Raw genomic sequence first — 13594 nt, forward strand, 5'->3', positions numbered from 1 at the left:
TATTTTAATTGCCCGCCATGCTGAGCTACACGCTTTATTTTGTCAATTTTGCTATATAAAATACACTTTGCTGATTAACTTTTAGCCGACCATAGTCGAATACCTAATGCTTAAAAAAAGGCCTACTTTTGTAAGGTCTCTCACACACATTTAGTATTAGGAGCCAATTATGTTAGGCCCATATAAACAACATTATAATAATTTTAAGCAAAGCCCAAAGCAGTTTTGGCTCGAACAAGCAAAGCGCCTACCTTGGTACAAAAAACCCGAACACGCCTACACACAAGACAACGACGGCCTTTACCACTGGTTTGATGGTGGCCAATTAAATAGCAGCTTTTTAGCGCTCGACCAACATGTAATTGCAGGCTTTGGCGAACAAGCCGCACTTATTTACGACTCCCCCGTAACCAATACCAAGCAAACGTATAGTTACTTACAACTACAACAGCAGGTAGCTAAATTTGCAGGTGTAATGCAATCGTTAGGCGTTACTAAAGGCGACCGCGTTGTTATTTACATGCCTATGATCCCCCAAGCTGTAATAGGCATGTTGGCCTGCGCCCGCTTAGGAGCAATTCATTCAGTGGTATTTGGTGGATTTGCAGCCCACGAATTAGCTGTACGCATTGACGATGCTAAACCAAAGCTAGTACTAAGCGCCTCATGTGGCGTAGAGGTAGATAGCATTATTGAATACAAACCACTGCTGGATAACGCCTTAGACCTTGCCACACACAAGGTAGATCATTGTGTTATTTATCAGCGCGAGCAAGCAATTGCGCCATTAACGCCTACCCGCGATATTAGCTGGGACTACGCAATGCTAAGCGCCAAAGAAGTTGCGCCTATTGCCGTTAATGCAAGCGACCCGCTTTATATTTTATATACCTCTGGCACCACTGGCACACCTAAAGGCGTAGTGCGCGAAAACGGCGGCCACGCAGTTGCTATGCACTACAGCATGGAAACCGTTTACGGCATGCAGCCCGGTGATGTGTTTTGGGCTGCTTCAGATATTGGTTGGGTAGTTGGACACTCATACATAGTGTATGCGCCGCTTATGTACCGCTGCACCACCATTTTATTTGAAGGCAAACCTGTACGTACGCCCGACGCCAGTGCATTTTGGCGAGTGGTTGAAGAGTATAAAGTAAATGCATTATTTAGCGCGCCAACTGCATTTAGAGCCATTAAAAAAGAAGACCCTAACGCAGAGGGCTTTAAACAATACAACACCAGTAGTTTAAAACGACTATTTTTAGCCGGCGAGCGGTTAGACCCGCCAACTTATGATTGGCTTAAAGAAAAAACAAACCTACCCATACTCGATCACTGGTGGCAAACCGAAACCGGCTGGGCCATTGCTTGTAATCCCGTAGGCATAGAAGAATTAGTAACAAAACCAGGCAGCTCAACAGTGCCAACCCCAGGGTTTGATGTGCAAATACTAAATATGCATGGCGAGCAATGCGCACCAAACGAGCAAGGTGCAGTAGTGATCAAACTGCCGTTGCCACCTGGTTGCATGCCAACCATTTGGCAAAATACACCGCGTTTTAAAACAGGTTATCTAACCGAGTACCCGGGTTATTATCTTTCGGGCGATGGTGGCTACATAGATGACGACGGCTACTTATTTATAATGGGCCGCACAGACGATGTTATAAATGTGGCAGGCCATCGGCTTTCAACTGGCGAAATGGAAGAAATAGTAGCAGCGCACCCAGCCGTTGCTGAATGCGCCGTGTTTGGGGTTACCGATAACCTAAAAGGGCAATTACCTATGGCGATGATTGTTCTTAAAAACGACTTTATAGGCTCCCCTACCGATGTAGAGCAAGAGCTTGTTCAAACAGTACGAAACCAAATAGGCGCCATTGCCTGCCTTAAAACTATTGTGAGTGTAGAGCGTTTACCAAAAACACGCTCAGGTAAAATACTACGTAAAAACTTACGCCAACTTATTGATGGCGACGAACTGCAAATACCTTCAACCATAGACGATGCCGGTATTTTTGAAGAAATAAACCAACAGCTCACCCTGCGTTAAATCCAACCTATCAAAGCCATTTACAAAAATGGCTTTGATAACTTGCATGTATTTTCTGTCATCAACATTATTTATTAAATTTATTTTGATAAAAATCAGATAACTATTAATAATTCTAGTAAAGTACAAATTGTAACTATAATAAAAATATACCCATAATAATGTAGGATCTATTAATGTTTGTTTTAAGTAAAAAGTACCTAGAGTCTGAAAATAATAATCAACAACTCATTAAACAAATTGAAGAACTAACAGCACATAACGAATTACTAGTACAAGAAAACAAACACTTAGAACAACAGCTCAGCTTAACTCAAAGCGTAAATGACGAACAATTTACCGAAAGCTTACTCTCAAGCTCTGTAGATTGTATTAGCCAAATTGAAGGGGTACGCCAAACGGTACTTGAGTCGTACTCAACCATTGAGCAGGAAAGCCAAGTTAGCTATCAAATAAACGACCTTTTAAATAACTCAAATCAATCACTACAGCATATTGCCAGCGAGATGGAACTAATGACCCATAAAATGGGTAGCATGAGTGAAAACATCTCAGGCCTCTCAAGCCTTGCTGGTAGTATTAATACGTTTGTATCGACCATCTCTAAAATATCTGATCAAACTAACTTGTTAGCACTTAATGCCGCCATTGAAGCTGCCCGAGCAGGCGAAGCTGGCCGAGGTTTTAGTGTGGTTGCCGACGAAGTACGCGTACTCGCTACTAACACGAATAAATCGGCTCAAGAGGTTGCCGACCTAGTAAAAGAAATTATCGATAAAACAGAAGTAACTGTCACTTCCGCCGACGACATACAACAAAATAACACACAACTTACTAGCAATTTTGCATCGCTGAATAGCGATTACGCATCAATCATTGATTTTTGCACCAGCATGAAAAACACAATTTCGCAGGCATCTATTCGCTCATTTATTCAAACCGTTAAGTTAGATCATATTGTTTGGAAAGGTGAAGTGTACGCCGTAGCCAATGGTAAAATTAATAAATCGATAGATGATTTTACCGATCACACCATGTGCCGCTTAGGTAAATGGTACAAGTCAGACGAATCAAATGAATACAAATCACTAAGCGCATTTAAACAAATAGATAAGCCCCACAGCGAAGTGCACAAAAACGGCGTGCAAGCGCTACAGCTCATTAAGCAAGGCAAAAAAGCCGAAGCGATAAAACATATACACTTAATGGAATCAGCCAGTGAGCAAGTTATACACTTACTCGATCAGCTAGTGCGTTAAAAAATAGCGGGTTAAATTACCTTTAGCCCGCGACCTTTTCTATAAAGGCTGAAATTTATTCCTTACTTGCACTTTCTTACTTAACACTAGGGTCTGTTGATCTTTTAAGGTTAAATTTGCAGCTGTCTGTTTGGTATTTAGGCAAGGCAGAGCCTATATAGTGTGGTTGTTCCCCACAAATAGGCGATAACGTAGCATTAATGCCAAACAGGCGCTGCCCAAAGGGTTCTTCCTAGGGGCTATTTACCCTTTGTTGCCTACATGGATGTAGGTAAGGGGCGTGAGCAGGACGCGGAAGCTTTGCTCGGCTTTTACTTATTTTTACATGGATGTAAGCCAGTAGGGTAACGCAGGAGCAGTTACCGAGCCCACTAGGTTACAAACCTCGCGCCGCGATTAAATAGCCCCTAGTTTGAACAAATTTTAATCCGAAAAGGTCAACAGACCCTTAGAACATTAAACAGGATTGTGCATGCTTCGCTTAATACAAACACTACTTGCCACCAGCCTATTATTTATGGGTTTTATGGCGCAAAGTTACGAAATTGAAGATTTAGGCGATGGCCTCCACCGCTTTATTGACGACAGGCACCGCTCGGTATTTTTAATCACCCCACAAGGTGCAATAGTTACCGACCCACTAAATAAAAAAGCTGCCACGTGGTTAAAGGAGCAAATTAAAACCCGCTTTAACGTACCCGTTAGATACGTTGTATATAGCCATAATCACAGCGACCATATTTACGGTGCAGAGGTATTTAAAAGCCCTCATACTACCTTTGTAGCGCATAAACTTACCGCGCAAGATATTAAAAACACACAAATAAAAACGGTTATGCCTAACCTCACTTTTGATGACGAACTAATACTTACCCTTGGCGGCTCAACCTTAAGGCTTAACTACCACGGCCCTAACGATGGCCGAGGCTCAGTGAGTATGCTGTTCGAAAAACAAAAAACATTATTTGTAGTCGACTGGATAGTTATTGGCAGAATGCCATGGCAAAAACTATGGAGCTACGATATTCAAGGCATGATTAATTCAACCCAAGCGGTTTTAAATTACGATTTTAATACCTTTGTGGGCGGCCATGCCGACATGGGTAATAAAGCCGATGTAGTACGTTACTTAAGCTATATTGAGCAGCTTTACAGCCAAGTAACCGCTGCAGCGCTTGCGGGGCAAAGCCTAGAACAAATAAAACAAAATGTTAAACTCGATAAATTTTCAGATTTAAAGCAATACCAAGCCTGGTTGCCACTTAATATTGAAGGCGTATACGAGCGCCTTATGGAAGAGTCGGGCATGGGCTGGCGCAGCGATTTATAAATTGTATGCATGTGCATTTGTTGCTTGAATACAAGTGCATACGTATTCACATTGAATTAACAACGCAAGCTTGTGATAGTGCACTTTTTGTATGCTAAGGCGCCACCATGAAATTAGTTGCTTTACTGTTTAGCTTATCAATATTTGTAGTGCATACCAGCTATGCAAACACGGCCAACGTGCAAGTAAGCAAAGGCCAAATTGAGGTAATCGACAATATAGAATCGCAGTTTGTAAAAAAACGTTTTTTAAATGTTTGGCTACCACCAGGTTACAACAAAAGCACCCGCTACGATGTGCTCTACATGCACGATGGGCGCATGCTATTTGATGCCAACAGCACATGGAACAAGCAAGAATGGCGCGTAGATGAAGTAGCAGGCACATTAATAGAGCAAGGCAAAGTGCGTCCATTTATTGTGGTCGGCATTCCAAACGCCGTAGAAAACCGCCACAGCGAATACTACCCACAAAAACCGTTTGAGGCCTTAAGCAAACAAAAGCAAAACGCCCTTTACCAGTTAGAAAAATACCCAGGCCATAAATTATTTGCCTCTAACGTTTACTCAGATAACTACTCACGCTTTTTAGTTAAAGAAGTTATTCCTTACATTGAGTCTAACTACAACGTAAACAAAGGCGCGCAGCACCGTTATATTGGTGGCTCTAGTATGGGTGGGCTTATATCGTGGTACACACTACTTAATTACCCTAACGAATTTGCCGGCGCTATTAGTATGTCGACCCACTGGCCAGGTCTTTTTAGCCACGACGACGAAGTATTTGCACAATTTAAACACTACATTGCCAACAACATCGCAAAGCTGAGTAACCAAAAAGTATACTTTGATTACGGCGACAGCACCTTAGATGCCATGTACCCTAAATTACAAGCGCAAATTGATGCACTATTTATGGAGCATAAGTATCCGGCAAAACTTTGGCAAAGCCAGTACTTCCCAGGAGAAGATCACACCGAAAACGCATGGGCTAAACGCTTACATATTCCGCTTGAGTTTATGTTTAGAAAAACCAAACAAGCTGCAGCCGAGTAATCGTTTACAAGTATCATCCTTTCAGTAATCACAAAAAAGCGACTTAACGTTCACTACGTTAAGCCGCTTTTTTAATGCACTTTTAAACCTAATAAACCAAATAGCTAACTAAAATCGACCACTACTTCATAGCGCCCTGGCATGTCGTTTACTTCGTACACCCAGCCGTGGCGTTTGATTATTTTTTCGCTTAATTGCAGGCCTAGTCCGTAACCTATACTGGCGTGTTTTGCTGTGGATGTATTAGCGACGGGGGCATCATCTTTTGCGCTGCAATTGACAATTGTGACTTTACTGCCTTGCTGCGAAATGTGCACTTGCCCCGCTTGTGTATGCTGATAAGCATTACGAATTAAGTTAGTAAGTACAATATGACAAGCTGTGGCATCGGTTGTAATTAAGCGCTCTTGCTGTGTGCTTAAAGCCACATTAACGTGCTTTGCGATAAGTAAATAATTAAGCTCGGTGCTTAGGGTTGTTATTTTATCGGCTAGGTTTACAGGCTCTGGGCTACTTTGCTGCTCTTCGTTTCGGCTTAGCCATAATAGCGTATCGGTTAGGTCGCTCATGGTTAAACCGGCGCGTTCTATGCGTTGTAATGTAAGCTGTTGCTTATCACTTAGTGGCGCTCTTTCGCTTAAGCGGTTGAGTAGTTCTACATTGCTGCGAATAACCGATATTGGTGTACGCAGCTCGTGGCTTGCATAACTTAAAAAGCGTTGCTCGCGCTCTACGCTTTCGTGCGCCGAAAGCAAGCTACTGCGTATCAAGGTTGCTAAAACATTAAGCTCGTTGTAAGTAAAATCAGGCGGTGTTTGCTGTAAATTAGTTTGGTTTAACGATTTAGCCCACCCTCGTAAAGACTCCACAGGTTTGGCTATTTTTTTCATGACCATAAACAAAAAAAACGCAAATAACACAATGGCAGCAAAGCCGGTTACGGCAATCCAAAACATGCGTTGCTCAGGTTCTATGTTGGCAATTACAGTGGGGCGGTCTTTTTCGAGCATAATACGCGACACATAGCGCGGCTCACCCTCTGGGTTTGGGTAATACACTACAAAAAAGAGGTTTTCGGGCAATGTAAATATCGAAGACTGATCTTTTCTTTTATGCAGTAAGCCTATTTCTGTTGGTTTTGAAAAACGCTGTTTAATAATGCTTGGCATATCTTCCCAGCGGCTCGCTACATTAAAACCAACAACCTCTTTGTGCTCTCCTGCTTTTACATCAATAGTTTGCGAAAGGTTTAGCATTACCCCGTTTAAGCCTTTATCTAGGCCATCTATAAAGTAATTAACACTTAAAAATGAAAAGCCAATGGCCATAGCAGAGCTAAGTACCACCATACTGGCAAAAAAGTAAATTCTGAGGCTTGGCCTTATTTTCATTACGGTTGCTCTTGGGTTGGTTTTATTGCAAAGCCAACACTTGGAATGGTTTCAAGTTTCACTTGTTCAGTAGCTGCCTCTAACTGCTTACGCAAGTGGTAAATATGCACTTTTAAGCTATTACTGTCGGGCTGCTCTTCGCCCCAAACGGCTTGCATAATAGCGCTGCGTGTAACAGGTTGCGGTGCTTCGCGTACTAAGGTTTCAAGCAGTTTAAAAGCAATGGGAGAGAGCTTTAATGTTTGCTCTTCAACACTTGCACAGCGCTGAGCTAAATCTAACTTTAAATTAGCTAAGGTGAGGCGTTTAGCCTCACCGCTTTTACGCTTTGCAAGTACTTGTACACGTGCTACTAGCTCTTTCATGGCAAAAGGTTTAACTAAATAATCGTCGCTACCGGCGGCAAAGCCTTCTAGTTTGTTGTCGAGGCTATCGCGAGCAGTCAGCATTAATACCGGCGTATCTTTACCTTGTTCGCGCAATGTTTTACACATTGTTAAGCCATCCATTTTGGGCATATTTACATCCAAAATAATCATTTGGTACTGATTATTTTGAATTAAATTTAAACCCATAACCCCATTACTTGCATGGTCACACTCAATGTCTTCTATATCGAGGTAATCTACAATTGTTGTTGCAAGGTCTATGTCGTCTTCAACCAGTAGTACGTTTATCATTAAGAGGCAGCTCCTTGAGTGCGTTTACCACTTAAAAAGTCTAACATATTGGCAAGTAAGCGCTTAACGTCTATTTGAATCATTAATAAGGCCGGTATTAGTATTAATGTAATAACCGTTGCAAACAAAATACCATAACCAAGTGATACCGCAGCAGGAATTAAAAACTGTGCCTGCATTGAGGTTTCGCCTAATAACGGCACTAAGCCCGCATACGTTGTAATTGAGGTAAGCAAAACAGCCCGTAAGCGGCTTGTACACGACTCTATAATGGCATCGTGCGTGTTCATGCCCTCTTCTTTTACAAGCTCGTTAAAGCGCGAAACAAGTAATAGGCTGTCGTTTACTACTACCCCGCTTAGCGCCAAAATACCATTTAAAGAAAGTATGCTTATGGTTAAGTCGTTCCACCAGTGGCCTAAAATAGCACCCACAATACCAAACGGAATCGCCACCATAATCAACATAGGTTGAATGTAAGATTTAAGCGGAATTGCCAACAATACGTAAATAACTAATAACGCCGCTATAAACATAGTGCCCATTGAGCCGGTGGTTTCGTCTTGCTCTTCGGCTTCACCAGCAAAGTGAATACTTAAGTTAGGGAACTGCTTAGTAAGCTCAGGTACTAAATCGCGACTTAAATTATCAACCAGTTCATTAGAGGCCACTACGTTTTTATCTACTTGCGCACTTAAGTAAATTGCACGTAGGCCATCAATACGGGTTATTTCATCTTGTTGATATTCACTGCTTATATTGGCTACGTTAACTAAAGGCACAACGGTGCCATCGGGTAATCTAATACGCGATTGCAATATATCGGCCGGTGTTTTACGAGCGTTTTCTGGGTAGCGTACACGTACTTTTACTTCGTCTTTATCGCGCTGGTAGCGCTGTACAATTGCACCACCAAAAGCTTGTAATACTTGCTCTGATAGGCTCGCGGTATCCATACCTAAAGCCCGGCCTTGTGCGTTTAAAGTAAATTTAAGCTGCGGCTGACCTGGGTTTAAGTTGTCGTCTATACCATTAACACCAGCGGTGTTTTGTAAGCGCTCTTTAAACAGTGCGCCTGCGGCCATAACGGTTTCGTCATCCCATGCTTTTAGCTCTACTTTAAAGTTATCGACCATTTTACGAGTAGCCAATACTTGTAGCTTTTTACTGCCCTCTGGCATGCCTGCAAGGCGTTGCCATTCTTGTGCAAATTCGTTGGCGGTAAATTCGCCCTCGTTTAACAGCTCAACACTTACCGTACCGCCTGTATCGCTACTGCTCACTAATTGTAAGCTGGTTATTTCGCTATCTTGCGAGTCGTACTTATCCATTAAATTTTGCTGTGCTTGCAGTGCACTTTGCTCAAGCGCTAACAAGTTTTTATTAGTTTGCCCATAAGCAGCATCGTTTTGCATAACAAGCTCAGCGCTGACAGTATCACCGGCAATGCTTGGGAAAAAACCAACTTTTACTGCACCCGTCATAGGCATACCAATAACAAGTATAAAAAAGGCAATAAATGCAGCAACTACGGCATATCTAAAGCGTAGTGAGTATTCAATTACGCGGCGATACACATTAGCGCTAAACCAATTTAGGCCGCTGTCGGCACCGTGCTGCACTTTTGACCACAAGCCACTAAGACCTGACTTTAATTGGCGTTTAGTGCTTACGTGCGCTAAATGCGACGGTAAAATAAGCTTTGATTCAACAACAGAAAGTAATAAACAAATAGTCACTACGGTTGCAAACTGAGCGTAAATTTTACCTAGGTTGCCTGATACATTCGAAAGCGCCACAAACGCAGCCACCGTGGTTAATACGCCAAATATAGTGGGTACAGCTACCTTCATGGTGCCTAAAATAGTGTTATTAAGGGTATCGCCATGTTTTTTGCGGGTAGTATATATACTCTCCCCCACTACTACGGCATCGTCGACCACTATGCCCAGTGCCATAATAAAACCAAAGGTGGTCATTTCATTTATAGTAAGCGCGGTGAAGCTGTCGGTCATAAAGTACAGTGTGCCAAAAAATACAAATGGCAAGCCACCGGCAACCCACAATGCAACACGTACGTTTAAAAATATCGCTAAAATTACAAACACCATAATAATCCCGGTTACGGCATTTTTAGTAAGCAGCGATAGGCGCTCGGTGATCATGGTGCTTTTATCTTGCCAGCTTTCAAGCTCTACATTTTGTGGCAATAAACCGCGCTCGTGCCATGTATCAATTACGCTGTGTGCTTGCTCAACAATCGTGGTTATATCGCTATTTTCATCCATTAAAATTTCAATGCCTACAGCATTTTTTTGATTATAACGGCTTAACGAGTTGGTATCTTCTGCGAAAGTGTCGGTAACGGTTGCTACATCACCTAATTTAATTTGTGTGCCTGTTTGTGTTGTTAGTAACACAATATCGGCAAAGTCGCGCTGCCAATAAGCTTGGTCTGCGGCTTTTAGGCGCATAATTTTATTGCTATCGCGCAAGCTAGTCGAAAGCGGGCTCGATGATTCGTTGTTAATCACCTCGCTTACATCGCTAATGGTTAAACCGTAGGCTTGTAATTTACCTTCGTCGATTTCTACCGACATCATAGGGTCAAGCACGCCCGATTGCTCTACATCGCTAATGCCTGATTTAGCTAATAAATCAGCTTTTAATTGCTCACCTAGGCTTTGCAATGTATGGCGGTCGGCATCACCAAATAATTGTATGGATAATGCGTGATCTTGCCTACGGGCTTTGTCGATCACCGGCTCTTCGGCATCTGCCGGAAAGTTGTTTATGGCATCTACTTGGTTTTTTACATCGGTGAGTAGTTCATCTAACGAGTAGTCGGTTTTTTTCTCTATGCTTACATGGCTGCCGCTGGCATCGGATGTAGAGGTAATACGCTTAATACCGGGTACGGTTTCAAGGGCTTCTTCTACTTTTAGGGCTATGCCCTCTTCTGCTTGTAAGGCATCGCCACTGTCGTAAACCACCGATACCGAAATAGTATCTGGCTCAAGGCTTGGAAACGCCTCTTTACGCAAGGTAGAAAGCGACATTATACCCATTACTATTACGCTAATTAGTAATAAATTAGCCGCTACAGAGTTATTAGCAAACCAGCTAATAATGCCGTGCAAAGGGTTAGTATTATTAGGTAATTGCGGTGCTTGATGCGGGCTCATTATGGCATCTCCTCAACAACGGGGTTTACTAACATTTCGTTTAGGTAGCTCACTAACGGGCGGGCAACAACACGTAAGTTACTTTGCCCTTCAATAGGCGAAATATAAACATATTCATCACGCTCAAATACTTTATTAGCTTTAATACTTACTAAGCTGTTTTGCTCGTTTACGTACCAAATTAGGCCATCTTGCGATACCGCAGAAGCCGGTAATTTAATTACGTTATCAAGCGATTTACCAGCAATTTGCACCGCTAAAAAAGTACCTGGCAATAACGGTGTTGCTTGCTCAAAAGGTTTGTCTAGCGCAACCACTACACTGCGCTGACGCGAGCTGTCGTCAAGGTGTTGCTCAAAACGAGCAATGTAACCTTGCCACTGATTTTGGGTTGTTACATCGCTTAAAATAACCTCACCCGACTTATCGCTTGCTAAGTTTTGCCACTGACTTAATGAAAGCGGTACGCTAATTTCTACTTTGTCGGTGCTGTTTAATGTAGCAAGCGTGTCGCCAATGCTTACATACGTACCTAGGTCTATATCGCGCGATAAAATAACAGCATCAAATGGGGCGCTAAGGCGAGTATTTTTTTCATCACGTTGCGCTGTTTGTAATGCGTATTGAGCATTATCGGCAGTAGCTTGTGCAGCTTCTAACTGTAGCGTTCTAAATACTAATGGTGAGCTGGGAGCTTCGGTAACGCCCGAGCGCTGCCATTCACGTTTTGCTTGGCCTCCTAAGTCTTGCTCTTCTTGTAGTGCAAGCTTGGCATCGGCAAGGGTGGCTTTAGCACTTGCGACGGCTTGTAGGTATTCGGTGTTATCTATTTGTGCAAGTACTTGGTCTTTTTTAACTAAATTACCTGTGGCAAATTGCTCACTCATAGTCGTTATTTCGCCCTTAACTTGCGCTTTTAAGGTAAGTGCCCAATGTGCTTTGGCTTCACCGTGGCCGCTAACATACGCTTGATACGTACTTGGCACAGCATTAATTACCGTTACATTTGGCGCTATAGATTCAGTTGGCTCAGGCTTTGGCCCGTTCGCTTGTGCTGCCATTTTTTGGCCGTTATATGTAATAGCAAGCCCTATGCAAACAATGGCAACTAGGGTTACAACAACAGGTGCTGGCGAAATTTTCATGACGATACTCCAAGGCCCAAGGCAAGGCCTAAATCTATACGGTTAGTTAAAAGGGTGTAATTTATTTGGCTAAGCTGAGCTTGTAGGTCGTATACCTGTTGCTGCACGGTTAGTAGGTCTAAAATATCAACCAACCCCTGCTGGTATTTGCTTTGGTAGTTGCTAAAACTGCGCTTAGCACTGGCAAGCGCTTTGCTAATTTGTAGCTGCTGCTGCGTTAATGATTGCTCTTGGCCTAGCGCATTTTCTACTTCGTTTACGGCGCTTAATAAGGTGTCTTGATATTCCCAAAACGCTTGTTCGGCATTTAACTTTGCAATATCAACTTGTGCACGCAATGCTCCACCTTGAAACAATGGCGCACTTAAGCTTCCTAATAAGTTCCAAACTGGGCTGGTTAATAACGCTTGGCTTGGTGTAGTTGCTAAATCGCTAAGCGATGCCGAAAGCGTAATGCTTGGCAGTAAATCTTTGTAAGCTACATCAACTAAATAACGTTTAGATTGAATGTTGTAATAGGCACTTTGTAGGTCGGGGCGACGCGCTAAATCTTGCTCTGGTAACGCGCTTAGTGGCTCAACAACCTCAGGTAAAACAGAAGTAGTAGGTAAGTTTTCAAGCTTATCAACGCCCACTAATAATACTAAAGCACGTTTAGCTTGCGCTATTTGCTCTTGGTAATCGGCAATAGTGGCACGGGTCGATAACGTATCGGTGCGGGCGGTATCAAGGGCTTCTAAATCGCCTAAGCCGTATTGGTAACGCTCAACAATACTTTGTTCGTTATTTTCTAAAACCGTTAAACGCTGCTGCTCTATATTTAATAAATCTTGCTGCAAAATAATGTTTAAATACGTGCGTATAACGCTTGCTACTAAGGTGTCTTTAGCGCCTTGGTAAGTGGCTTGATTACTAGCAATAGTCATGTCTTGCGCGGCAACGTTATCAGCAATTTTTTGCCATACGTCGGCTTCCCAGCTTACACCTACCGATGAGCTGTACTGCGTGCCACTCGTTTCGTTGCGCTGCGCGTCAAAGCCTGCATCTACGCTAAACCACTGGCTTGCTGCGGTAACATCGCGCTGTGCATAAGCAAGTTTTAGCGCCACATGCACTTGGTTAAACGAAGGGTTATTTGCAACAGCCTGCTCAATAAGCGAATCAAGCCCCGCTATATTCACTAAATCAGTGATATAACTAACCTCGGTTGCATCTTCTTGTGTGTATTGCCAATTTGCATGCTGCTTTAGCGATTGCTCGGTGCTATTACCTGTATAGCTTGGCTGGCTACTACACGCAGCAAGCGTACAGCTAAGTGCAAGCAATAAAACTGTTGAGCGCTTTTTAAAATAAACCATTTAACTGTGCCTAATTTACATCATTACACATAGTTTATTAGGGCAAGGGTTAAGGATGGGTTAAAAGGGGTTAACTACTTTAGCCAAATTAGTATTTGCCACGTTTAGGCAATTTACGTAGGCTTTGGCAAAAATACT

Annotated in this window: 9 protein-coding genes; 4 read left to right on the plus strand and 5 right to left on the minus strand. The window is 42.7% G+C overall.

What is annotated here, in order from left to right; translation table 11 throughout:
* The first annotated feature begins 169 nt into the window (after positions 1–169).
* The 4 genes from PESP_RS13900 to PESP_RS13915 all read left to right on the plus strand — a co-directional run bounded on the left by PESP_RS13900 (position 170) and on the right by PESP_RS13915 (position 5697).
* Positions 170–2053, plus strand: coding sequence for an AMP-binding protein (locus PESP_RS13900; RefSeq protein WP_089348556.1), 1884 nt, complete (start codon positions 170–172; stop codon positions 2051–2053).
* 176 nt (positions 2054–2229) lie between these two features.
* Positions 2230–3312 (plus strand): methyl-accepting chemotaxis protein, encoded by a 1083-nt coding sequence (locus PESP_RS13905; protein WP_089348557.1) that lies wholly within the window; start codon positions 2230–2232, stop codon positions 3310–3312.
* Positions 3313–3784: 472 nt separating this feature from the next.
* The gene (locus tag PESP_RS13910; RefSeq protein WP_089348558.1) at positions 3785–4642 is read left to right on the plus strand and encodes an MBL fold metallo-hydrolase; all 858 of its coding nucleotides are present in this window, start codon (positions 3785–3787) and stop codon (positions 4640–4642) included.
* A 107-nt stretch (positions 4643–4749) separates the two neighbouring features.
* The gene (locus PESP_RS13915) at positions 4750–5697 is read left to right on the plus strand and encodes an alpha/beta hydrolase (RefSeq protein ID WP_089348559.1); all 948 of its coding nucleotides are present in this window, start codon (positions 4750–4752) and stop codon (positions 5695–5697) included.
* A gap of 104 nt (positions 5698–5801) precedes the next feature.
* On the opposite strand, the gene PESP_RS13920 is transcribed toward PESP_RS13915, so the two are convergent.
* Genes PESP_RS13920 through PESP_RS13940 form a run of 5 tightly spaced genes read right to left on the minus strand, consistent with a single transcriptional unit; the run spans position 5802 to position 13456 of the window.
* Positions 5802–7088, minus strand: a complete 1287-nt coding sequence (locus tag PESP_RS13920) for a sensor histidine kinase (protein ID WP_089348560.1) — start codon at positions 7086–7088, stop codon at positions 5802–5804.
* Positions 7088–7768 (minus strand): response regulator transcription factor, encoded by a 681-nt coding sequence (locus tag PESP_RS13925; protein ID WP_089348561.1) that lies wholly within the window; start codon positions 7766–7768, stop codon positions 7088–7090. Before PESP_RS13925 ends, PESP_RS13920 begins: the two co-directional genes overlap by 1 nt.
* Positions 7768–10953 carry an efflux RND transporter permease subunit gene (locus tag PESP_RS13930; RefSeq protein ID WP_089348562.1) on the minus strand — a complete coding sequence of 1062 codons (3186 nt, stop codon included), beginning with the start codon at positions 10951–10953 and terminating at the stop codon, positions 7768–7770. The genes PESP_RS13925 and PESP_RS13930 overlap by 1 nt, the downstream gene beginning before the upstream one ends.
* A complete protein-coding gene (locus tag PESP_RS13935) occupies positions 10953–12098 on the minus strand; it encodes an efflux RND transporter periplasmic adaptor subunit (RefSeq protein WP_089348563.1) in 1146 nt (381 codons plus the stop codon). Before PESP_RS13935 ends, PESP_RS13930 begins: the two co-directional genes overlap by 1 nt.
* The gene (locus PESP_RS13940) at positions 12095–13456 is read right to left on the minus strand and encodes a TolC family protein (protein WP_089348564.1); all 1362 of its coding nucleotides are present in this window, start codon (positions 13454–13456) and stop codon (positions 12095–12097) included. The genes PESP_RS13935 and PESP_RS13940 overlap by 4 nt, the downstream gene beginning before the upstream one ends.
* Positions 13457–13594: the final 138 nt, after the last annotated feature.

Origin of the sequence: Pseudoalteromonas espejiana DSM 9414, from assembly GCF_002221525.1 — a bacterium.
GTDB classification, from domain to species: domain Bacteria; phylum Pseudomonadota; class Gammaproteobacteria; order Enterobacterales; family Alteromonadaceae; genus Pseudoalteromonas; species Pseudoalteromonas espejiana.

Bases quoted from the DNA above. Each gene is read 5' to 3' on its own strand.
- PESP_RS13900 (WP_089348556.1), top strand. From the start codon at position 170: ATGTTAGGCCCATATAAACAACATTATAATAATTTTAAGCAAAGCCCA.
- PESP_RS13905 (WP_089348557.1), top strand. From the start codon at position 2,230: ATGTTTGTTTTAAGTAAAAAGTACCTAGAGTCTGAAAATAATAATCAA.
- PESP_RS13910 (WP_089348558.1), top strand. From the start codon at position 3,785: ATGCTTCGCTTAATACAAACACTACTTGCCACCAGCCTATTATTTATG.
- PESP_RS13915 (WP_089348559.1), top strand. From the start codon at position 4,750: ATGAAATTAGTTGCTTTACTGTTTAGCTTATCAATATTTGTAGTGCAT.
- PESP_RS13920 (WP_089348560.1), bottom strand. From the start codon at position 7,088: ATGAAAATAAGGCCAAGCCTCAGAATTTACTTTTTTGCCAGTATGGTG.
- PESP_RS13925 (WP_089348561.1), bottom strand. From the start codon at position 7,768: ATGATAAACGTACTACTGGTTGAAGACGACATAGACCTTGCAACAACA.
- PESP_RS13930 (WP_089348562.1), bottom strand. From the start codon at position 10,953: ATGAGCCCGCATCAAGCACCGCAATTACCTAATAATACTAACCCTTTG.
- PESP_RS13935 (WP_089348563.1), bottom strand. From the start codon at position 12,098: ATGAAAATTTCGCCAGCACCTGTTGTTGTAACCCTAGTTGCCATTGTT.
- PESP_RS13940 (WP_089348564.1), bottom strand. From the start codon at position 13,456: ATGGTTTATTTTAAAAAGCGCTCAACAGTTTTATTGCTTGCACTTAGC.